The following is a 22,096-nucleotide window of genomic DNA, read 5'->3' as shown; positions in this document are numbered from 1 at the left end:
CATCGCAGACCGCGCGGTGCGAAGGTGCGTCGGTAAAGATGTGTCGAGGTGTAGGCAATCCGGTGGGAAACCGGAGCGGTCGCGCCACTGTAACCGGAGACGTCGAAATCTCCGGAAGCCAGAAAACTCCCGCGGCACATGACGGAATCGAATGGGACGCGAAATCCCAGGAGGATTGTCATGGCTGTTGTCCACACCCCCGACGAGTCGCTCGGCTCCGCCGCACTCGCAGTCGCTCTCGCCGCAGTGATCGTCGCGGCGTTTCTCGTTCTCTACCTGGTCGGATTCGATCAGGGCGCGATCTCGCGCACCGGCATGTTCATGCACGAGTTGATGCACGACGGCCGGCACCTCCTCGGTCTTCCGTGCCATTGAGAACGGGGACCACGATGCCCGGAACCTATCTCCACCTGCTGCTGCGGGGCCTGCTCGCCGGACTCGTCGCGGGTCTGCTCGCCGGCGGTGTCGCCTTCGTCGTCGGCGAACCCCACATCGAATCGGCGATCGCGCTCGAAGAAGCTGCCGGCGAAGCGCATTCGCACGACCACACTGCGACCACCGGGGAATCCCACGGTCACAGTCACGGCGACGATGCGCTCGTCGGCCGAACCGGTCAGAAGGCCGGACTGTTCCTCGCGACGACCCTCGCGGGTCTCGCGCTCGGCGCCCTCTACGCGTCGGTGCTGCACTTCGCGCGTCGCCTCACCGACATGCCGGGCTGGAAGCTCGGATTGTTCGGAGCGGCCGGAGCGTGGCTCGCCGTCGAGGCCGTCCCGTTCGTGAAGTACCCGGCCAATCCGCCGGCCGTGGGTGATCCCGACACGATCGACCAACGCACCCTGCTGTGGCTCGCCTCGGTCGTTCTCGGACTCGTCGCGATCGCCGTGGCCGTCGCGGTGGCGAAGGCGTTGGCGGCCCAGGATCTGCACACCCTCCGCATCGCAGGCCCGACGGTCGCATTCCTCGTCGTGGTGGGCCTCGGATATCTCGCCTTGCCGAGCATCGACGAGGTCGGGGAGGGCTTCCCCGCGTCGTTGCTGTGGGAGTTCCGGGTCGCGTCGTTCACCGTGCAGCTCACCCTGTGGGCGGTGCTCGGTGTGGTCTTCGCGTACCTCACCGAACGCGCGTCCCGTCGCGTGACGATCCCGGCCTGACGACATGGGTTCGAGTCTGCTCGTCGCCGGAACGACCTCGGATGCAGGGAAATCCGTGGTCGTCACCGGGATCTGCCGATCCTTGTCGCGGCGCGGCCTGAAGGTCGCGCCGTTCAAGGCGCAGAACATGTCGAACAATTCGATGGTGACGAGTGAGGGCGCGGAGATCGGGCGCGCCCAGTGGATCCAGGCGGTGGCCGCACACGCGACCCCCGAGGCCGCGATGAACCCGGTGCTGCTCAAGCCGGGCAGCGACCGGCGCAGTCACGTCGTGGTTCTCGGGCAACCCGCCGGAGCCCTCGAGGCAGGTGAGTTCGCCGGTGGAAGACAGCATCTCGCCGACGCGGCGTTCGGCGCCTTCGACGACCTCTGCCGCAGATTCGACGTGGTGGTGTGCGAAGGTGCCGGCAGTGCGGCCGAGATCAATCTGCGCGACCACGACTATGTGAACATGGGGCTGGCGCAACACGGTTCGATGCCGACCGTCGTCGTCGGCGACATCGACCGCGGAGGTGTCTTCGCCTCGATGTACGGGACGCTGGCCCTGCTCGACGCGGCGGATCAGCAGTTGATCCGCGGCTTCGTGATCAACAAGTTCCGCGGCGACGTCTCGCTCCTGAAATCCGGACTCGACTCGCTCGAACGACTCACCGGCCGCCCGGTACTCGGCGTGCTGCCGTGGCAACGCGACCTGTGGCTCGACTCCGAGGATTCGCTCGCCCTCACCTCCCGCCCCGTGCACGACGGTGACGGCGCACTGAGCATCGCCGTGGTGATGCTGCCGCGCGTCAGCAATTTCACCGACGTCGACGCACTGTGCCTCGAACCGGACGTGCGGGTCCGCTTCATCGACGACCCGCGGGCGCTCGCCGGCGCCGATGTGGTGATCGTGCCCGGAACACGCGCGACGCTCGCGGATCTCGCGTGGCTGCGCTCGCGAGGACTCGACACCGCGATCGTCGACCACGCCCGCCGAGGTGGACCGGTCCTCGGTATCTGCGGCGGCTTCCAGATGCTCGGCACGCGCATCGACGACCCGCACGGCGTCGAGGGTGTGTCCGGCGCAAGCGCGCCCGGTCTCGGATTGCTCCCGGTTCGCACCGAGTTCGGACACGAGAAGGTTCTCCGGCTACCCAGGGGGTCGGCGTTGGATGCGGCTGCCTCCGGATACGAGATCCACCACGGGCGTGTCACCGTCGACGGCGGCACCGACTTCCTCGGCGGCACCCGCAAGGGATCGGTGTTCGGCACGATGTGGCACGGAGCTCTCGAAGGGGACCCCCTGCGACGGGCATGGCTGCGCGAGGTCGCTGCGGCGGTGGGTCGCGGGATCCGCACCGGGGAAGTGAGTTTCCCGGCCGCACGCGAGGCCCGCATCGAGGCGCTCGCGGATCTCGTCGACGAACATCTCGACATGGACGCTCTGCTCGCCATGCTCTCCGACGGGCGAACCCTGCCCGTGCTGAGGGGAACCCTGGGGTGACGATCCTGATCCTCGGTGGGACGGGGGAAGCCCGTTCGCTCGCCGCGGCATTGGACGACACGGATATCGCATTCGAATCCTCTCTGGCAGGCCGGGTCCGCAATCCACGCCTGCCCGTCGGCCCGGTGCGCATCGGAGGGTTCGGCGGCGCGGACGGTCTCGCCCGGTACCTGACCGAGCGCGGTATCCGAGCCGTCGTCGACGCGACCCATCCGTTCGCCGCGGGCATCAGCGCGAACGCCGCCGCGGCATGCGCTGCCGCGAACGTGCTGCTCGTGCGCCTGCAACGACCCGGTTGGCAAGACGAGCACGGCCGGTGGACGTGGGTCGACGACCACGACAGCGCCGCGCGCGCTGCCGCGACCGGCCGGAGGATCTTCCTCAGCACCGGACGGCAGACCCTCGACCGCTTTGTCGGGCCACTCGCCGCGCACGACGTGCTCGTCCGCGTCGTCGACCCGTCGGCGATCGAACTGCCACGGAACTGGTCGGTGCTGTTGGGACGCGGCCCCTACACCGTGAGTGGCGAACGGAAGCTGCTGCTCGACAACAGGATCGACACACTCGTCACGAAGGACTCGGGTGGCTCGCTCACCCGCGGCAAACTCGATGCCGCCGACGAACTGGGCGTGCGCGTGATCGTCGTGCGTCGCCCGCCCGCACCCCGCGGTGTCGCCACGGTGGCGTCCGTGGCGGCAGCGCGGGAGTGGGTCCTCCGGGTCGCGGAGGTCAGACCTGCGGACCTTCGGAACGCAGATCGTCGACCTTCTTCATCGCCTCGCGCAGTTCCTGCAACCACTGCTCCGAGTGCTGTCCCACGAGCCTGACGGTCCACTTCAGTGCGTCGGAACGGGACCGTGCGACACCCGCGTCGACGAGGGTGTCGAGCACCTTCCGTTCGGGTTGGCGCAGTCGCGTCATGACCGGGACGGCGAGGTGGGTGAACAGGTCGGTCCGGTCGCCGACCTTCACGCCCCAGGCCACCTTGCGGCCGTAGCGGGCCTCGGCCTCGTCGGCGATGCGCATCCGGTCGGCGCGCGTGGTCTCGCGGAATCGAGCGATGCGTCCGTCGATCTCGGTGTCGCTCGTGCCGTCGGGTACCCCGAGGGGGCCGACGACGAAGATTTCCTCTCTGTCGATCTCGATGTCGGGCGCTCCGGTGAACCAGTCGTCGGGGAGCCTGCCGGCGAACCACTCGGCGGCATCGCTCGCGTCGGGGACGTCTGCCTGTTGCCAGCCGCCCGGGCGTCCGAATCCGTGGATGTGTGAATGTCGCATGGTGTCCTCCTCGGGACGCGACCCGGTGCGTGTCGCACCGATCAACCTGTGCGTGTTGCACTGATTACAGTGTTGCACTGCAAGCGTGACGCGCGCCACTGCCGATCGGTGAACGGTGCGGTCAGCGACCGTTCCGGGGAGTCAGAATCCCGGAGGTGACCGGAGGAGCGCTGCGCAGGGGAGCGGTGGAGAGCACGACGGGTAGCCACACCGCCGTGGACGCCATCACCGCGGCCCAGCACAGATACAGGCCGACGTGCGGTGCGTGAGAGGTGTGGGCGACCATCCCGGCCTGCGACCAGACGGCGAACAGTCCCACCATCGACGCCGCACCCGAACCGAGCATCGCGATCGTCGCGGCACCCCAGCGCCTGCGGAGCAACGCGACGAGCGGTACGAGGATGCCGAACACCACCACGAAGACATCGAAGACACGGAGGGGGAGCGTGGCGGCCTCGGAGTCCCAGCGCAGAAGGGTCGTCAGCGACGTCACCGAAGTGGCCTGGGGAAGCAGCAGACCCACGACCAGCAACGCGACGCACCCGGCCAGGATCCGGACCCGCGAGCGGCCGACGATCACCTCACCGGCGACGCGGTGTTCGATCCGATCGAGATCGTGACGGAATTCCGCCAGGTCGTCCATAGTGCACCCCCGGAGCGCGGCGACGCTTCGGTCCCAGTATGCGACGCGGGTCACATCGGCGTGCGGATTCTGCACTCCGTTTCAGGACGGCGCGAGCGGGCATGCTCCAGGCGTGAGCCGATACGACGCGTACATCTTCGACGTGCAGGGCACGCTGATGGACTTCTACACCCCGGTCACCCGGGCGGTCGCCGAGGCACTGGGTACCTATGCCGATCCGGCGACCGTGGGCGACCTGGTGCGGGCCTGGAGGAGCGACTACTACGAGCGCGTCCTCCGTCTCGATCAGTCGGTGGAGAAGTGGTATCGCGTGCAGGACTCCTACGTCGACGGACTCGGCGACGTGTGCGAGCAGTTCGGGATCGATCTTCCCGAGGACGTGCGCGTCGAGACGGCGCGGGCCTGGCAGCGCCTCGAGGCGTGGCCGGACGTGCGGCCCGGGCTGAAGGAACTCCGTTCGCAGGCGGTGGTGTCGACGCTGTCGAACACGGACATGGCCACGATGATCACGCTCTTCCGCGACCAACAGCTCGAAGCCGACGCCATCCTCACGGCCGAACTGTTCGGTGCCTTCAAGCCCGAGCGGTTCCTGTACGAACGCACCTGCCGCTATCTCGGGGTCGATCCGTCCCGGGCCGCGATGGTCGCGTCGCATCCCTACGATCTGCGGGCCGCACGCAAGGTCGGCCTGAACACCGTCTTCGTGTACCGGCCGCTCGAGAACGGTCGGCTCGAGGACGCGGTCGACGACACCGAGGGCGAGTTCGACCATCGCATCGAGGACCTGCGGGACATTCCGTGACAGGTTGTCGACCGTGGACACCGACGTGCTGTCGGAGCTGGTACGTATCGGCTACCACCACATGACCACGGTCGAACACACACTCTGAGACGGCCGGACCCGAGCGTCAGTCGAGCATGAGGTGCCGGGCGGCGATCACCGCGTCCTTCCCGGAGTTCACGCCGAGCTTCCGGTACAGCGACCGCAATTGCGTCTTCACCGTGTTCACGCTGACGAATTCGACCTTCGCGATGGTGCGTGCCGAGCGACCCGCGATCAATCCGTCGAGGACAGCGCGTTCGCGCGGCGTCAGTCGCACGACCGGTTTCGACTTCGGATAGGTGGCGGTGTCGAGTGCCGTCGGTTCCGCGGCGGTCGGCAGGTCGACTCCCAGCGAGCCGAGATGCCGGGCCATCAGCGGCGAGACCATGGTGAACGGTCGTAACAACCCCGTCTGCTGCGACAGCGCGATCGCCCGGTCGAGATGAGGGCGGGCCTCGGTGTCGCGTCCGAGCGCGCACGCGGCAGCGGCGCCGAGCACGGCCAGTTCCATCGCCTGGCGGGGCGTGCAGTTCGGATCGGTTCCGTAGTGGTGCACGAGCGCTTCGCTGCCGGCCGGATCGCCCGTCAGCAGACGCATGCGGGCATGGACGGGTGCGGTGAACAGGTGGGTGGAGTCGGCGACGAGATTCCGCGCCCGGTCGAAATCGCCGAGCGCCAGTTCGAGATCGGCGCGTATCGCGTTCACGAGTACCGCGTTGTACCCGGCGTGGAGTTCCGGGTGCTTCCGGATCTCGGCCTTGATGCGCCGCAGCCCGTCCATCGGAGTATGGGTGAGCAGCGCGAGCGAGCCCTGTGCGTAGAGGGTGAGTGCCCACAGCTCGTTCGGAGCCGTGGACGCTTCGATGTCGACGAGGATGTCGAGCGCGACGTCGGATTCGAGTCGGTCGATCGCGAGCAGTGCCGCCGCGATCTGCTCGGCTGTGTGCGCGAGTCGTGCGTTGTTGCGGTGGTGCCGCCGAGGCGACCGATCGGTGGAGAGCGCCGCGCGTGCCTCCGGCCCTTCTCCGCGCAGGGCATGCATGAGTCCGAGTACGGCAGCGGCGTCCTCGCCGACGGGGGTCCCGGCCCCGGCGGAACGGGCTCGGCGCAGCATGCCCATCGCCTCGTGCGGACGCACCGCGAAGAAGTAGGTCAGGCCGGCCTGGAAGCAGAAAGCGGCGTCGGAGACGACCGTCGTCTCGGGCGTCCCCGACGAGGACACCGCTCTCGACGCGAGGTCGTCGCAGATCGACGCCGCCTCGGCGAACCGTCCCTCCTTCCGCAGGGCGACGACCTGCCCGAGCAGCGCAGCGCTGTCCGAGCCGCGATCGACGGCCCCCGGCACCACGAGGTAGGTCCTCGTCGGTTCGGCCGGCAGGTCGGCCACGGCCCGTCGCAACAATGACCGGCGGACGGCGTCCGGGTACGCCCGGGCCGGGCTCCCGGGCACGGATTCGACCAGGCCGAGGGACTCGAGGGTGGTGACGAAGGTCGGGGCATCCACACCCGACTCTGCGAGGGACGCGCAGGTCAGCGAGTCGGTCATCGCCGACATCAGAACCGGTCGCAGCAGGTGTGCGAGGAGCGGTTCGTTCTTGATCGTCCGTGCTGTCACCGAGTCGATCACCGCGTCCACGATGCGGTCGAGGTGCTCGAGCTCCGTCGCTCCGGGGATCGGTGCGGAGGACAGGGCTGTGGGGAGACGGCCGATCACGGCCGGTAGCCCTCCGGTGCGGTGAACGATCCGCTCCACGACCCACCGCTCCTGCGGAACACCGGCATCACGCAGATATGCGGTTGTTTCGTCGACGGTGAAGGCGAGGTCGGCGGAGGTGAGGATCCTCGTGTCGGAGGGCATGCCCGCACCGGCGGAACTCGTGGTGCGGGTCGCGACGACGATGCGCAGGGTCGGTTCGTCGGCGAGCAGGGTGCCGATGCCCTCGGCGACGTCCTCATCGAGTCGCGTGCCGTCGAGGACGAGGGTGACGGGTGTGTCCGCGGTCGAGAGGGCAGTTCGGAGGGCGGCGAATCCCCGGCTCGTGCGCGAGGCGTCGATGTCGATGCAACGGCGTACGGAATCGAATATCCGGGTCCAATAACGGTCGGCGGCAGAATCCGCAGTGGACGGACCGACGTACGCAATGACGCGACAAGGTTCGGGATCGGTCATGAGCCATGTCCGCAGAAGTGTCGTCTTCCCCGAGAAACGGTGGCCGCGAAGGATCACCAGACGTGGGGCATCGGACAATTCCGAGAACAGGCGACCGCGACAGTAAGGAAAAATCTCGACACCTCCACGTCGGCTTCCCCCTGCTCGACGGTTCCGTATTTCTTTTTCCGATCCTACGCCGGGTAAGTCCCGGGGAGTGGTGGGAATCGGCTGAGCGCATCCGGCCAGGTCCGCGGCGTGTCGCTCCCTCGCCGAGGGTGGGTCATCGCGTAGTGATCAACGAGTTACCTCTCACAGTGACTCACAGAAAGCAGCTACGCGATGACCCACGATCATTCTGCACTGCTCACCCAGCTCCACGCGCTCGAGGGCGCCGACAGCGCCAGCGTGTTCGCCGAACTGATCCGTACCGGCCTGCAGGCTCTGATCGAAGCCGAGGCCACCGACAAGCTCGGCGCCGGCCGCTACGAACGCACCGACACCCGGATAACGCACCGCAACGGACATCGAACGAAGACCGTGGCCACCACCAGCGGCGATGTCGAGGTCAAGATCCCCGAACTGCGGTCAGGATCGTTCTTCCCCTCCTTGCTGGAGCGACGCCGCCGCATCGACAAGGCCCTGTACGCAGTGGTCATGGAAGCCTACGTGCACGGCGTGTCGACCCGCAGCGTCGACGACCTGGTCGGCGCGTTGGGTGTCGGATCCGGGATCTCGAAGTCGGAGGTGTCGCGGATCTGCGCTGGTCTGGACACCGAGATCGCCCGGTTCCGCGAGCGCACGCTGACGCACACGAGCTTTCCGTACGTGTTTCTCGACGCCACCTTCTGCAAGGTCCGGGTCGGTGCGCACGTGGTGTCCCAGGCGTTGGTGGTGGCCACCGGAGTCTCGATCGACGGCACCCGCGAGGTACTCGGAACCGCCGTCGGGGACAGCGAATCCTACGAGTTCTGGCGCGAGTTCCTCACCAGCCTCAAGGCCCGTGGTCTGTCGGGGGTGCATCTGGTGATCTCCGATGCACACAGTGGCCTCAAAGCTGCTGTGATGCAGCAGTTCGCGGGTTCTTCGTGGCAGCGGTGCCGGGTGCATTTCATGCGCAACATTCGGGCGGCGGTGGCGGCCAAGCATGTGCCGCCGGTGATGGCGGCGGTCAAGACGATCTTCGCGCACACCGACCCGGACGCCGTCGCGGAGCAGTGGGATCAGGTCACCGACACCTTCTCCGGGTCGTTTCCGAAGGTCGCGGCGTTGATGGAAGCCGCCAAACACGATGTGCTGGCGTTCACCGCGTTCCCCAAGGCTCATTGGCAAAAGGTGTGGTCCAACAATCCCATTGAGCGGTTGAACAAGGAAATCAAGCGTCGAGCCGACGTCGTGGAGATTTTTCCGAACCCGGCGGCATTCCTCCGGTTGGCGACCGCGGTGGTCATCGAGCAGCACGACGAGTGGCAGGTCACCCGCCGGTATGTCTCGGATGTGAGCATGGACGAGCTCCGGGCGGTGATCGCCGCCAAACAGCACGCTACCGAACCGGCGTTGTCGTTGACCGGCTCGAGCGAAACAGCATAGTATCCAGCACGACTCGTTGATCACTACGTCTACTGCAGAGCCGATCCGAAGTCCACCACTCCACGGGGCACTATCCTCCGCATCGTGAGCGAGTGCGAGCGGCGTAATGCCGGATAAATCGTGTTCGTTCCCTTGACTGCTCGCTCTTCATCAGAAACCGCAGGGTGGGCGATTCAACGGGCATACGGTCGTAAGGGCGCCCGATGCCGCGGAGAATCGAGAGTGAGCCATGACGACCCTGCAAACCGCCGCAGCCTCGGCGACACCCGGCGTGCAGCGAATGGGACTCCGCTTGTACCTGCTCGCGATGATCGTGCTGGAAATCGCGGCATTCCGGTCGGGCAGGGACACAAAACTGATCGTCGCGCTCGCTGTCGCGATCGCGTTCGTCGCCCGCGGGGTGTGGTTGCGCCGTCCCGTGACCCGTATGCATGCGGTAGCAGCCCTGTTGTGTCTGCTGGTGGCAGGTTTCGCCTACGCCTGGGGACACAGCCATGTCGCGTTCGTCGCGATCGCGGTGTCGGGGCCCGTGTTGGTTCTTCCCGTCGGGAGCAGGCCGGAACCCGAGGAGGAAGAACGCATCGCCTCGCTCGTGCGGGAGTCCAGCGGTGACCCGTTGGCGCCGTTTGCGCTGAATTCGACCAAGTCGTACTTCTACAATTCCGGTCGCACCGCCGCGATCGGGTATCGCACGCGCGCCGGTATCGCGGTGGTGTCGGGCGACCCGGTGGGCCACCCGCCGGCGTTCGACAACCTGCTTTCGGACTTCACGCGCTTCGCCTCCGACCGGGGGTGGCGGGTGGCTGTCCTCGGGGCCGGTGAGAACACCGTTCGGTTGTGGCAGTCGGGCGGTCGGGGTCGCCCACGACTGAGATCGGTCTGCATCGGGTGCGACGTCATCGTCGACGTCGGGCATTTCACCCTCGTCGGCCGGCGTTTCCGTAACCTCCGCCAGGCGGTGCACCGCGCCGAGAACGCCGGAGTCACCACCGAGATCGTCGCCGAAAGGGATCTGTCCCCCGAAGTGCGGAGTCAACTGCTCGACATCGTGGCTCACACTCGCTCCGGCCATCAGCGCCGGGGCTTTTCGATGATCCTCGACCATCTGCTCGACGGGACGTACCCGGACATGATGATCGTCATCGCACGCGACCGGGACATGGTTCCCGTCGGGTTTCAGCGATACGGCCTTGCAGATCATGGCGAAGAATGGAGCCTGGACGTGCCATGGCGTAGCCCCCGGGCACCGAACGGCACCGACGAGCGGATGGCCGTCGCCGTCATCGACCACGTCCGCAGCATCGGCGGAACGTCGGTGTCGTTGGCATTTGCCCCGTTCCCGGACCTTCTCGGCCCGAACGGCACCGGCCGATGGCGTTCCGGAGTGCGCATGGTGCTCCGCCTCGGAGACTCGATCATCGCGCTCGAGTCGCTGTATCGCTATCTGGACAAGTTTCACGCGGGGACAGACCGGCGGTTCGTCCTCTTCAAATTGCGTTACCTCCTACCTGCGGCGTTCGCCATGCTGACCTTCGAATTCGTTCCGCACCGCGAATACAGCGCTCGCCGCGACGACCGGCCCTAGTCCCGGCCACAAGCCCGCAGGAATACCCGCCGTGCGGCCTCACAACGTGGCGGGCACCCGTGCGAGGAGAACGTAACGACCGCTTTTACTGCTCGGCAATGTGCCGGACACGCAACCCCGAAACACTGGCCTACCCGACCAGGAGGTTGATGTGTCCTACGTTCCCCCCGCCGAACTCGCCCGTTCGATGGTCGACGCAGGCGAGAGCAAGGTCCTCATGTCCACACGGGACACCGTCATCCGGTCCTACATGGGTGGCGCGATCCTCGCGCTCGCGGCCGCATTCGCCGTCACGGTCACCGTGCAGACCGGCAACGCACTGCTCGGCGCGGTGCTATTCCCGGTCGGCTTCTGCATGCTCTATCTGCTCGGGTTCGACTTGCTCACCGGGGTGTTCACGCTCGCCCCGGTCGCCTACGTCGACAAGCGCCCGGGGGTGACCATCGGTGCGGTACTGCGCAATTGGGGTCTGGTCTTCCTCGGCAACTTTGCGGGTGCTTTCACTGTCGCCGTCATGATCACCTTCATTCTCACCTACGGCTACTCCATCCCGCCGAACGATGTGGCCCAGCAACTGATGCACATCGGGGAAGCGCGCACCGTCGGCTACGCCGAGCACGGCGCCGCAGGCATGATGACTCTGTTCCTGCGTGGTGTGCTGTGCAACTGGATGGTGTCCACCGCTGTCGTTGCAGCGCTGATGTCCAAGAGTGTTCCCGGCAAGGTCCTGGTCATGTGGATGCCGGTCATGCTGTTCTTCTACATGGGCTTCGAGCACTCCGTGGTCAACATGTTCCTCTTCCCGTCCGGATTGTTGCTCGGCGGCGAATTCTCGTTGGGCGATTATCTCGTGTGGAACGAAATCCCCACGGTGATAGGTAATCTCGTGGGAGGAATTGTTTTCGTCGGTGCGGTGATCTATGTGACCCACATGCGCACTGCACCGAAGCGGGGAGCAAGAGCCGAGACGGAGACGACGGAATCGGAACTCACGCCGGCCTGAGCAAGCGTCCGCCCCGACAACAGCCGAACCACGTCCACCCGGCAACCACATCGAAAGGCAGTACCCATGAACCCGATTCTTCCGAAGGCCGACGCTGCGGCAATTGTGGACGCGGCGAGAATCCGCCAGGGACTCACGTGGGCGGACCTCGCCGAGCACCTCGGCGCGCCGCTGGTGTGGACGACTGCAGCACTGCTGGGCCAGCACCCCCTCAGCGCAGAGCAGGCGAGCCGCGTATGTGAGCGGCTCGGATTGGGTGAGGAAATCGCTGAAAGCCTTGCACTGCAACCTCACCGCGGTTCCTCACCCGAGGTCATGCGCGACCCGACGATCTACCGTTTCTCGGAGGCGCTCTCGGTGTACGGACCGGCGCTCAAAGCGCTCATCCACGAAGAGTTCGGTGACGGAATCATGAGCGCGATCAATTTCACCGTCGACATCACGCGGCGGCCCGATCCGGACGGTGACCGCGTGGTCGTCACCTTCGACGGAAAGTTCCTGGACTACCGCTGGTAGCTGCGAGCCGTGGCCTGCCTGCCCGTGGGTCGGTTCCTGGCGGGTGGGCCGCGACAGGTGCGTCGAGAGAGTTCTTTGACGACGCGCGCATATTGCGTGGAATGCGAAGGTGCTTCAACTATTGTCAGTTCGGTCCGGTTCGGCATCTCAAGATCGTCGCTTTCATGATTCTTGCTTTCGGACTGCGATACGCTTTGCGTGCCGCAGTAAAGCGCCGGGCGACAGTGTTGTTGACCGATACCTAGTGAATAAGGAACGGGTATGGTTGCTCCGAAGGCTCCGCCGAAGACACTGACCCTCTTCGGGTTCTTTGCGATCACTGCTTCGATGGTCATGACCGTCTACGAGTATCCGACGTTCGCGACTTCCGGTCTGAGCCTGGTCTTTTTCCTCGTTCTCGGCGGCTTCTGCTGGTTCATCCCGGTGGCTCTGTGTGCTGCCGAAATGGCAACGGTCAAGGGATGGGAAGAGGGCGGCATCTTCAAATGGGTCGGGTCGACTCTGGGCGAACGATTCGGCTTCGCGGCCATCTTCTTCCAATGGCTGCAGATAACCGTCGGATTCGTCACGATGATCTATTTCATCCTCGGTGCCCTGGGCTACGTCTTCAACTGGGACAACTCGACGAGGTTCCGTGGATGAAGTTCGCCGGGGTGCTGGTGATCTTCTGGCTACTCACGTTCAGCCAACTCGGTGGCACCAAATACACCGCCCGTATTGCGAAAACAGGTTTTGTGGGCGGCGTGATCATCCCCGGAATAGTCCTCATCGTCTTGGCGATCGCGTATCTCGCCACCGGTGGACAGTCGGATGTCGAGATCAGTGCCGCCGCGCTGGTGCCCGACTTCAGTGAACTCTCCACGTTGGTCGTGTTCGTGTCGTTCATCCTGGCGTACATGGGTGTCGAGGCCAGCGCCAGTCATGCCAACGAAATGGTGAATCCCAAACGGGATTACCCGTTGGCCATGCTGATGCTCGTGATCGCGGCAGTAGTCCTCAACACCGTGGGCGGCCTGTCGGTGGCGGCAGTCGTCCCGGAGAGTGAACTCTCGCTCAGCGCCGGCGTGGTCCAGACGTTCGCCGGGCTACTCGAGCACTTCAGTCATAGTCTTGTCTGGCTGGCGAAGGTGCTTGCGGTGATGCTCGCGGTCGGCGTCATGGCCGAAGTGAGCGCCTGGGTCGTCGGCCCGGCCCGGGGTATGTATGTGACTGCCCAGAAAGGGATCCTGCCCAGGTCCATGCGCAAAGTGAACCGTGCAGACGTCCCGGTCAATTTCATCGTCGTGCAGGGTGTGATCGTCACGGGTTGGGCCGCTCTGCTCACCTTCGGCGGCGGTGCAGGCAACGTCAGCTTCTTCACCGCCATCGCCCTGACCACGGTGATCTATCTCGTCGGCTATCTCCTGTTCTTCATCGCGTACATGGTCCTGGTGTTGAGGAAGAAGAATCTGGAACGCGCGTACGAGATTCCGGGCGGAACTGTGGTCAAACTGTTCGTCGCAGTGGTCGGGTTCATCGTGTCGGGATTTGCGCTGGCGATCAGCTTTGTGACGCCCTCGACCTTGGCGAAGAGATACGATACGGAATACACGGGAATCTTGGTCTGCGCATTCATCGTCGCGGTCCTCATTCCGTTCATCATCTACGCGCTCCACGACAAGAGGTCCCACCCGCGCCTTGTCGAACCGATTCGGCAACGGTACGGCGAGGTGAACAAGTTCGTCCCGCCGATTGCACGCGGCGAGCACGTAATGCTCACCGCAGGTGAAGATGTGGCTGATCAGACGGACTACACCAAGGAGGGCCCGGACGGTCCTCGCCCCACCGGCTCGGGGACCGGCAATGCGAGCAGATCATGACGCATACGTCGAATCCGCCGTCTACACACGACTATGGTCCGATTCGCTTTCCGAGGGAGAACAATGTCTGAACCGATCGATCCCACCGAGTTCCGTGGACGTGGTGTCGGCACCAGCGACTCGCTTTCGCTCAATCCGGTCTTCGAGCGACCGGGGGAGGCCACCGACCTCCCGAAAAACCGGATGCCGCAGTCGGAGTCGTACCCCGAGACCGCCTACCAGATTGTGCACGACGAGGCGATGCTGGACGGCAACGCGCGGCTGAATCTGGCCACATTCGTCGGCACGTGGATGGACGACTTTGCCGTTCGTCTCTATACCGAGTCCGCCGACAAGAACATGATCGACAAGGACGAGTATCCGCAGACGGCGGCTATCGAAACGCGTTGCTGGACAATACTTGCCGATTTGTGGAACGCCAACGATCCCGACAACGCCATCGGAACGTCCACGATCGGTTCCTCCGAGGCGTGCATGCTCGGCGGATTGGCACTCAAACGAAGGTGGCAGAAGCGCCGGCGCTCCGAAGGAAAGTCCACCGAGGCGCCGAACCTCGTGCTTTCGAGCGCTGTTCAGGTGTGCTGGGAGAAGTTCTGCAACTATTTCGAAGTCGAAGCACGGTATGTACCCATCACCTTGGAGCACAGAACCCTCGACGGGCACGAACTCGACAAGTATGTGGACGAGAACACCATCGGCGTCGTCGCCATCATGGGCGTGACGTATACCGGAGCGTACGAACCTGTTGCCGAGATCAGTGAGGCACTGGACCGCATCGCCGCCGACACCGGCGTCGACGTCCCGATTCACGTCGACGGCGCGTCCGGAGCGATGATCGCGCCGTTCTGTCAGCCGGACCTGGTGTGGGATTTCCGGCTCGACCGGGTGGCGTCGATCAGCACGTCGGGTCACAAGTACGGTCTCGTCTATCCCGGCGTGGGCTGGGTGGTATGGCGTGACAAGCAGGCGCTACCGGACGAACTGGTCTTCTACGTCAGTTACCTCGGCGGCAGCATGCCAACCTTTGCGCTGAACTTCTCACGGCCGGGCGCGCAGGTGCTGTTGCAGTACTACATGTTCCTGCGCTTGGGGTCCAACGGTTACAAACGAGTCCAACAGGAGTCGCTGGCAGTCGCGCAGTACCTTGCGCAGGAGATAGCCAAGCTTCCGGCATTCGAACTGTGGAACGACGGCTCCGACATTCCGGTGTTCGCGTGGATGCTCAAAAAGGGCTACACCGACAAGTGGACCCTCTACGACCTGTCGGACAGGTTGCGGATGAAGGGATGGCTCGTACCCGCGTATCCCATGCCCGACGACCTGGCCGACGTCACGGTGCAGCGGATCGTCGTGCGCAACGGTTTGAGCCACGACCTCGCCACCGCGCTTCTGGCCGAAATCAAGACGGAGGTCGACTTCCTCGATCGGCTGGAGACGCCTATTCCGCGTGAAGGTCAGCCGGTGCTGTTCCACCACTAGTTGTACTGACCGGACACGTTGATCGACTGATTCTGTTACTCGGTAACTGTGACTGGGTATCATTGGGGCATGACTGTTCCGATTGATCGCCGACGTTTGCATGACATCGCCCTGCGCCTGTTCCGCGAGTTTGGCTACGACACCGTGTCGGTGGCCCAGATCGCTGAAGCGGCTGGAGTGTCACGGATGACCTTCTTCCGGCACTTCTCCAGCAAGGAGTCCGTCCTGGTGGAGGACATGTTCGATCCGGCGATCGCACTGGCCGTCGCCGCCCAGCCAGCGTCAGCACACCCGCTCGAGCGAGTGGTGGGCGGCTTCCTGGCCGCGCTGAGCGAGCCCGAAGCGGCGCGCGAGTTGTCGTCTCCCCAGTTCCGGGACCGCATCCAGCTCGTCGCGGCCACGCCCTCTTTGCGTGGGGCTGTCTGGGCTTCCAGCGCGGCAACGGAGCAGGCGATTCGCGAGGCCCTGGTCAGCTCCGGCGCATCCGCCGACCAGGCGCGAGCTGCTGCAGGGGCCGTGATGGGGGCCGCCACGGCGATCCTGCTGGGCTGGGCGGCCGAGCCCGAGCCCAGCCATGTTGCGATGGCCCTTGCCGGCGGGCTGCAGAGCTTGTTGGGCTCGGCCCGATGACCGCCGCGCTGACCTTGTCGGGGATCCAGGTCCGGCTGGGCGGATGCGAGGTGTTGCGTGGACTGGACCTTGAGCTGTCCCACGGACAGATTCGTGCGCTCGTCGGCCTCAACGGTGCGGGCAAGACGACCGCACTGCGGGTGGCGCTGGGCATGCTGCGACCCGATGCGGGCCATGTCCTGCTCCACGGCCAGGACATCTGGCCCAGCCCCGCAGAGGCCTGGTGTCGGGTCGGTCACATGGTCGAGACGCCGGCCGCCTATCCCGAGCTGACAGCGCGCGCCAACATCGACAACGCGATCATGCTTCACGGCATGGACCCATCAGGGTGCGCGCCACGCGTCGCGCAGCTTTCGCGGGCGCTCGGCATGGAAGCCCATCTTGACCAGCCCGTTCGGCGGCTTTCCCTAGGCACGCGTCAGAAGGTGGGCCTGATCAGCGCGCTCGCCCATGAGCCCAGCGTGGCCGTCCTCGACGAGCCCACCAACGGCCTCGACCCTCTGGCGGTCGTGGCGTTTCGTGACGAACTGCGTCGCCTGGCAGGCCAGGGCAGCTCGATCCTGATCACCAGCCACCACTTCGACGAACTCGCCCGTGTCTCCGATGCGGTCGACGTCCTTCACCACGGACAGGTCATCGCCACCATCACCCCCGACGAACGTGACCTCGAGAAGGTCTTCTTCGACACCGTACTGGCCGCCGACCAACAGTTGCAGGAGATCTGATGACCCCACACGCCCCAGTCCTGCGCATCGAATCCCGAAAACTCTACGCATCCCCCGTGGCCAGAACCGCGGCCTGTGCCGTTCTCATCATGGCCACAGCCACCTCGGCCGGTGGCTACGCAGCAGCCGTCCACGCCCCAGGGACAGACATGGGCCGCAAGGCAGCCGCCATGATCAGCGGGCAGGGGTGGAGCGGATATGTCAGCCTGGCCGCCCTGAGCCTTGGAGTCACCCTGCTGCTGGCAGCCGGAATCGTCGCGGCGTGGGCAGTCGGCCGCGAGTTCACTGACGGCACCATCGTCGGTCTCTTCGCGATCGGCACGTCCCGCGCAGCGGTGGCACGCGCAAAGCTTGTCGCCTGCCTCGGCTGGGGCCTGGCCCTCACTCTGGTTCAAAGCGTCGCATCGATCATGGCAGGGATCGGTCTCGGGCTTGATCCGGCAGGGGCACTCCATGCCGGGTTGACACTGACGATCAGCGGATTCTGCCTGGTGTGCAGCGTGCTTCCCATCGCTTGGGTGGCCACCCACTGGCGCGGATACCTGGCCGGGATCGGCGCGACCCTGGCCGTTCTCGTGGCCACCAACCTGACCTCCGGCTTCGGTCTCGGCCGCTACGTGCCGTGGGCGATCCCGACCCTGTGGGCCTCTGGCGATCCGACTGTGCCGGCAGTTGCACTTGTCATCCCCCTGGCGGTCGGTCTGCTCGGCGGGTGCGCAACGTCGTCGGCATGGAAACGCATCCAGATCGGCCGCAGTTAGCCCTCAACTGCACTTTCCGGAGAACGCAATGTCTCACCCCAATGCGGCCCTGACGCCGCGTCATCGCCTGATCGTCGCTCGTCTCGTCGTCGGCGAGGGCTGGCCTGTCAGTGAGGTCGCTGCACGATTCCAGGTGTCGTGGCCGACGGTGAAGCGCTGGGCCGACCGCTACCGCGCCGGCGAGCTCATGCAGGACCGCTCCTCGCGCCCGCACCACTCGCCCAGCAAAACCAGCGCGCGGGTCACCCGCCGCTGCATCCAGCTCCGGCTACGTCTCCGCGAAGGACCGGTGCAGCTCTCGTATCGGCTCGGGATCGCGCCGTCGACGGTCCACCGCATCCTCACGGATGCCCATCTCAACCGGCTCTCCCACGTCGACCGCGCTACCGGCGAACCCGTCCGTCGCTACGAACACGACCATCCTGGCGCGATGCTCCACGTCGATGTGAAGAAGCTCGGCAATATCCCCGACGGCGGAGGCTGGCGCTACGTCGGCCGACGACAAGGCGAGAAGAACCGAGCAGCCACCCCCGACAAGCCCAGGAATAAGCACTATGACCCGTTGATGGGCAAGGCCTACGTCCACACCGTCATCGACGACCACTCCCGTGTCGCCTACGCCGAGATCCACGACAACGAAACCGCGATCACCGCCACCGCAGTGCTGGTGAGGGCCGTCGAGTGGTTCAACGCCCGCGGCGTCACCGTCGAACGCGTCCTGTCCGACAACGGCGGCGCCTACCGCTCACACCTATGGCGAGACACCTGCGCAGAGCTCGGAGTCAGGCACAAGCGCACGCGGCCGTATCGGCCGCAGACCAACGGCAAGATCGAGCGGTTCCACCGCACCCTGGCCGACGGCTGGGCCTACGCCCGCTGCTACACCTCCGAAACGGAACGCCGGGGCGAGCTGGAGGGCTGGCTGCACTACTACAACCACCACCGGCCCCACACGGCCTGCGGGAACCAGCCGCCCTTCTCACGATTGACCAACGTCCCCGGTCAGTACAACTAGTCGGCCGGTTCGTCGCTGCGGAAGCGATGCACAGTTGGCGTGGAGCGGCACATCCTCGCGAAGGAAGCAGGTACCAACTGCATACCGATTCGTGACCGAGAACCCTGATATCCCGGCACCTCGTGGTCGAGGATGGGGACACGACGCCGGGAGAAGGATGGACGGTCTTCGGGTTCGGGGGCACGGGGCTCTCGGGGTCGTACGGCTCGTGGATGTGCGGGCCCGCCCACCACAGGAGATTCGCGATGAAAGCAGCAGTCGTCACCGACTTCACAGCACCCCTCGAGATCCAAGATCTGCCTGTTCCCGAGCCCGGACCGACCGACGTACTGGTGAAGATGGAAGTGACCGGGCTCTGCCACACCGATATCCACGCGGCACACGGTGATTGGCCGGTCAAGCCGTCTCCGCCGTTCATACCCGGGCACGAGGGCATCGGACGTGTCGAGGCGATCGGATCGGACGTCACCGACCGACCGGTGGGTGAGCGGGTCGCCATCGCCTGGCTGGGATATGCGTGTGGTGCGTGCCGGTATTGCATCTCCGGCTGGGAGACTCTGTGCGAGAACCAGCGCAATTCCGGTTACTCCGTCAACGGCAGCTTCGGTGAGTACGCGGTGCTCCCCTCTGCTTTCGCAACCCCTGTCCCCGACGGTGTTTCGTCCGTGGACGCGGGGCCACTGACGTGCGCCGGCGTGACGACCTACAAGGCGGTACTGGTGGCGAAGGTGCGTCCCGCGCAGACCGTCGCCGTCTTCGGTATCGGCGGACTCGGACACCTCGCAGTGCAGTATGCGCGGATCGCAGGCGGCTTCGTGGTCGCTGTCGACGTCGAAGACGAGAAGCTCGAAATGGCGCGGCGTCTCGGCGCAGACCATGTTGTCAACGCCAAGAAGGAGGACCCGGTGGAGGCGATCGCCCGCCTCGGGGGAGCGGATGTGGCTCTCGCGCTCGTGGCCTCGGCTGCGTCCTTCCAGCAGGCTTACGCCTCGCTGCGTCGCGGCGGGCGACTCGTCTGTGTAGCGCTGCCGGCCGGTGATGCGTCGTTGCCGGTGCCGATCTTCGACACGGTGCTCGGCGGCAAGTCCGTGATCGGATCGATCGTGGGGACGCGCAACGACCTGGCCGACGTCTTCGCCCTGCACGCAGCGGGACGCACCCAGGTCATCTCCGAAACCCGACCGTTGGAATCGGTGAACCAGTCGATCAGCGATGTGCTCAGCGGATCTGTTCCCGCTCGAGTGGTGTTCGAATTCTGATACATCTCTCGCGCGTTCCGAGGACGACATCGGCACCCGGAACCGCAGTACCGAGAATCGCGAAAGCCCCGGACCGGAAGATAATCCGGCCGGGGCTTTTCGTCTGAGCCGATGACGGGAATCGAACCCGCGTATTCAGCTTGGGAAGCTGAACGAATGGCATCGGCCCAGGTCAGCTGGGTAAGAACAAGACCGACTAAGGCATGATAAGAACGGCCATGACGGGCTTCCGCACGTACCTCAACTCGTACCTCTGTGCCGGGCCTAGTCGAGTTGTCATTCGCTGAATAAGTTATCTTTGACGCTACGTGACCGATAACTTATCCGGCTGAGCGGTCTTGGCTAGCCGTCATGCCTGGACGGGGCGATTCCCTAGCCATCGGTTGTAATGCGGTTTGCAGAGTCCCCGTGTATTAGCCTCCCTTTCGCACCCAGGCTCAGCGCAGACGGTGCCGATGCGGAGGTGGCGTGCGTAGTGAGATCGACACAGTCCGCGCGCTCGTACCAGTTTCGTGCACCCACCTACTGAGCAGACGAGTGGCTTCGTTGGCAACTCCGTCGAACCATGTGTCACGAATCGCCGACGATGTTTCTGGCACATTCCATGGGACTCGGCACGGCGGTCGCAGTTGTCAACTGAGCATTTGGTTCGCGTCATCGCAGTGCCGTGGGCCTCCCACTCGGCGAGCAATGGTGCTACTGCGGAGGGGTCGCGCATCCATCGAGCGGGCTTGTTGCTCTTCGTGATACTGCAGGAGTAGTGCCCCATAGAGTGGTGTAACCCGGTGACCAGCAACACAACCGGCAGCGTGTCGCTGCTGGACGTGAAACGGTCACCGCGTGATCCTTCGAGTCAACCTTCCACAGAATCCTCGAACGGAGTCATCACGATGACCGCACCCCACATTGTCGACCCTGCAGGCGTATTGCACCAAGCCCTGACCGACGCGTCGCCCGATCTGATGCGCGAACTGCTGCAAACCATGATCAACGCCCTGCTGTCCGCCGAGGCCGACGCGGTCTGCGGCGCCGAATGGGGCCGACAGTCCACCGAACGAGTCAATCAGCGCAACGGATACCGGCACCGTCCCCTCGACACCCGCGTCGGCACCATCGACGTCGCGGTCCCCAAACTCCGATCCGGAACGTATTTCCCCGAATGGCTCCTCGAACGCCGTAAACGCGCCGAGGCGGCATTGATCACCGTGGTCGCCGACTGCTACCTGGCCGGGGTCTCCACCCGCCGGATGGACAAGCTGGTCAAAACCCTCGGCATCAACGCACTGTCGAAATCCCAGGTCTCACGCATGGCCGAGGACCTCGACGAGCAGGTCGCCGCGTTCCGGCAACGCCGCCTCGATCACGCGGGCCCGTTCACGTTCGTCGCCGCCGACGCATTGACGATGAAAGTCCGCGAGAACAAGCAGGTCGTGAACGCAGTCGCGATGGTCGCCACCGGAGTCAACGCCGATGGGCACCGCGAAGTGCTGGGCTTGCATGTGGCCACCAGCGAGACCGGGCCTGCATGGAACACCTTCTTCGCTGACCTGGTCGCTCGAGGTCTGAGCGGGGTCCGGTTGGTCACCTCCGATGCGCACCGTGGTCTGGTCGATGCGATCGCGGCGAACCTGCCCGGTGCTGCGTGGCAGCGGTGCCGGACCCACTACGCGGCGAACCTGATGAGTGCGTGTCCGAAGAGCATGTGGCCGGCGGTCAAGGCGATGTTGCATTCGGTCTACGACCAGCCGACGGCCGATGCGGTCGATGCTCAGTTCGATCGTCTCGTCGAGTACACCGAGGACCGGCTCCCGGCGGTGGCTGAGCACCTGGGTAATGCTCGCCCGGATCTGTTGTCGTTCAGTGCTTTTCCGAAGGATGTGTGGACTCAGGTGTGGTCGAACAATCCGGCCGAGCGGCTCAATCGAGAAATCCGGCGTCGGACCGATGCGGTGGGGATCTTCCCGAACCGCGACGCGGTCGTCAGGCTGGTCGGTGCTGTTCTGGCTGAGCAGACCGATGAATGGGCGGAGGGTCGGCGGTATCTCGGGCTCGAGGTGCTGGCTCGTTGTCGTGCCGTTGGTGCGGAGCCGGAGTCCTGCGGGGAGGTGGTTACAGAGCCTGCCGCCGCGATTCCTGCTGCATAG

21 protein-coding genes, 1 tRNA gene and 1 riboswitch are annotated in these 22,096 nt (G+C 65.2%); of the genes, 18 read left to right on the top strand and 4 right to left on the bottom strand.

The window, feature by feature from the left end; genetic code table 11:
* The first annotated feature begins 29 nt into the window (after positions 1 to 29).
* A riboswitch (cobalamin riboswitch) is annotated at positions 30 to 148 on the top strand.
* 32 nt (positions 149 to 180) lie between these two features.
* The 4 genes from AC0LPE_RS19405 to AC0LPE_RS19390 are packed head-to-tail and all read left to right on the top strand — an operon-like array spanning position 181 to position 3,464.
* Entirely contained in the window at positions 181 to 375 is a 195-nt protein-coding gene (locus tag AC0LPE_RS19405) for a CbtB domain-containing protein (RefSeq protein WP_006552982.1), read from the top strand.
* A 14-nt stretch (positions 376 to 389) separates the two neighbouring features.
* Positions 390 to 1,154 (top strand): CbtA family protein, encoded by a 765-nt coding sequence (locus AC0LPE_RS19400; protein WP_145692346.1) that lies wholly within the window; start codon positions 390 to 392, stop codon positions 1,152 to 1,154.
* Positions 1,155 to 1,158: 4 nt separating this feature from the next.
* The gene (locus tag AC0LPE_RS19395) at positions 1,159 to 2,637 is read left to right on the top strand and encodes a cobyric acid synthase (protein ID WP_490605016.1); all 1,479 of its coding nucleotides are present in this window, start codon (positions 1,159 to 1,161) and stop codon (positions 2,635 to 2,637) included.
* A complete protein-coding gene (locus AC0LPE_RS19390; protein ID WP_145692348.1) occupies positions 2,634 to 3,464 on the top strand; it encodes a cobalt-precorrin-6A reductase in 831 nt (276 codons plus the stop codon). Before AC0LPE_RS19395 ends, AC0LPE_RS19390 begins: the two co-directional genes overlap by 4 nt.
* Here the strand turns inward: AC0LPE_RS19390 and abmR are convergent.
* Together abmR and AC0LPE_RS19380 are read right to left on the bottom strand one after the other, a co-directional pair.
* The gene (abmR, locus tag AC0LPE_RS19385) at positions 3,367 to 3,915 is read right to left on the bottom strand and encodes an ATP-binding transcription factor AbmR (protein ID WP_145692349.1); all 549 of its coding nucleotides are present in this window, start codon (positions 3,913 to 3,915) and stop codon (positions 3,367 to 3,369) included. The two genes, AC0LPE_RS19390 and abmR, sit on opposite strands and share 98 nt — an antisense overlap.
* Before the next feature lie 121 nt (positions 3,916 to 4,036).
* Positions 4,037 to 4,558 carry an Rv2732c family membrane protein gene (locus AC0LPE_RS19380; RefSeq protein ID WP_016691509.1) on the bottom strand — a complete coding sequence of 174 codons (522 nt, stop codon included), beginning with the start codon at positions 4,556 to 4,558 and terminating at the stop codon, positions 4,037 to 4,039.
* A 112-nt stretch (positions 4,559 to 4,670) separates the two neighbouring features.
* Between AC0LPE_RS19380 and AC0LPE_RS19375 the strand changes: the two genes are divergently transcribed.
* The gene (locus AC0LPE_RS19375) at positions 4,671 to 5,360 is read left to right on the top strand and encodes a haloacid dehalogenase type II (RefSeq protein WP_490605015.1); all 690 of its coding nucleotides are present in this window, start codon (positions 4,671 to 4,673) and stop codon (positions 5,358 to 5,360) included.
* Between the two features lie 106 nt (positions 5,361 to 5,466).
* Here AC0LPE_RS19375 and AC0LPE_RS19370 read toward each other — a convergent pair whose 3' ends face one another.
* On the bottom strand, positions 5,467 to 7,551 hold the full coding sequence (locus AC0LPE_RS19370) for a LuxR C-terminal-related transcriptional regulator (protein WP_145692352.1): 2,085 nt from the start codon (positions 7,549 to 7,551) through the stop codon (positions 5,467 to 5,469).
* A 321-nt stretch (positions 7,552 to 7,872) separates the two neighbouring features.
* On the opposite strand from AC0LPE_RS19370, the gene AC0LPE_RS19365 reads away from it, so the two are divergent.
* From AC0LPE_RS19365 to AC0LPE_RS19310, 12 genes are all read left to right on the top strand, one after another.
* Positions 7,873 to 9,120 (top strand): IS256 family transposase, encoded by a 1,248-nt coding sequence (locus tag AC0LPE_RS19365; protein ID WP_490605014.1) that lies wholly within the window; start codon positions 7,873 to 7,875, stop codon positions 9,118 to 9,120.
* Positions 9,121 to 9,349: 229 nt separating this feature from the next.
* The gene (locus AC0LPE_RS19360) at positions 9,350 to 10,705 is read left to right on the top strand and encodes a bifunctional lysylphosphatidylglycerol flippase/synthetase MprF (protein WP_231921750.1); all 1,356 of its coding nucleotides are present in this window, start codon (positions 9,350 to 9,352) and stop codon (positions 10,703 to 10,705) included.
* A gap of 151 nt (positions 10,706 to 10,856) precedes the next feature.
* Positions 10,857 to 11,708 carry a formate/nitrite transporter family protein gene (locus AC0LPE_RS19355; protein WP_059384755.1) on the top strand — a complete coding sequence of 284 codons (852 nt, stop codon included), beginning with the start codon at positions 10,857 to 10,859 and terminating at the stop codon, positions 11,706 to 11,708.
* A 66-nt stretch (positions 11,709 to 11,774) separates the two neighbouring features.
* A complete protein-coding gene (cynS, locus tag AC0LPE_RS19350) occupies positions 11,775 to 12,224 on the top strand; it encodes a cyanase (protein WP_059384756.1) in 450 nt (149 codons plus the stop codon).
* Positions 12,225 to 12,485: 261 nt separating this feature from the next.
* Positions 12,486 to 12,866 (top strand): amino acid permease, encoded by a 381-nt coding sequence (locus AC0LPE_RS19345; RefSeq protein WP_064059939.1) that lies wholly within the window; start codon positions 12,486 to 12,488, stop codon positions 12,864 to 12,866.
* Complete coding sequence (locus tag AC0LPE_RS19340; protein ID WP_064059938.1) at positions 12,863 to 14,083, top strand: amino acid permease; 1,221 nt, start codon at positions 12,863 to 12,865, stop codon at positions 14,081 to 14,083. The genes AC0LPE_RS19345 and AC0LPE_RS19340 overlap by 4 nt, the downstream gene beginning before the upstream one ends.
* 63 nt (positions 14,084 to 14,146) lie before the next feature.
* On the top strand, positions 14,147 to 15,562 hold the full coding sequence (gene gad / locus AC0LPE_RS19335) for a glutamate decarboxylase (protein ID WP_059384757.1): 1,416 nt from the start codon (positions 14,147 to 14,149) through the stop codon (positions 15,560 to 15,562).
* 69 nt (positions 15,563 to 15,631) lie between these two features.
* Complete coding sequence (locus AC0LPE_RS19330; protein ID WP_059384764.1) at positions 15,632 to 16,192, top strand: TetR/AcrR family transcriptional regulator; 561 nt, start codon at positions 15,632 to 15,634, stop codon at positions 16,190 to 16,192.
* A complete protein-coding gene (locus AC0LPE_RS19325) occupies positions 16,189 to 16,917 on the top strand; it encodes an ABC transporter ATP-binding protein (protein WP_059384758.1) in 729 nt (242 codons plus the stop codon). The genes AC0LPE_RS19330 and AC0LPE_RS19325 overlap by 4 nt, the downstream gene beginning before the upstream one ends.
* A gap of 89 nt (positions 16,918 to 17,006) precedes the next feature.
* Complete coding sequence (locus AC0LPE_RS19320; RefSeq protein WP_197700680.1) at positions 17,007 to 17,678, top strand: ABC transporter permease; 672 nt, start codon at positions 17,007 to 17,009, stop codon at positions 17,676 to 17,678.
* 28 nt (positions 17,679 to 17,706) lie between these two features.
* Positions 17,707 to 18,693, top strand: a complete 987-nt coding sequence (locus AC0LPE_RS19315) for an IS481 family transposase (protein ID WP_059384760.1) — start codon at positions 17,707 to 17,709, stop codon at positions 18,691 to 18,693.
* Between the two features lie 245 nt (positions 18,694 to 18,938).
* Positions 18,939 to 19,952, top strand: a complete 1,014-nt coding sequence (locus AC0LPE_RS19310) for a zinc-dependent alcohol dehydrogenase (RefSeq protein ID WP_059384765.1) — start codon at positions 18,939 to 18,941, stop codon at positions 19,950 to 19,952.
* Positions 19,953 to 20,061: 109 nt separating this feature from the next.
* Here the strand turns inward: AC0LPE_RS19310 and AC0LPE_RS19305 are convergent.
* Positions 20,062 to 20,130 (bottom strand) — tRNA-Gly (locus tag AC0LPE_RS19305).
* A gap of 712 nt (positions 20,131 to 20,842) precedes the next feature.
* On the opposite strand from AC0LPE_RS19305, the gene AC0LPE_RS19300 reads away from it, so the two are divergent.
* Complete coding sequence (locus AC0LPE_RS19300; RefSeq protein ID WP_430715646.1) at positions 20,843 to 22,096, top strand: IS256 family transposase; 1,254 nt, start codon at positions 20,843 to 20,845, stop codon at positions 22,094 to 22,096.

This window comes from Rhodococcus sp. S3 (assembly GCF_058211795.1).
The sequence above is the reverse complement of the archived record's forward strand: the minus strand, read 5'-3'. Positions and strand labels throughout refer to the sequence as shown.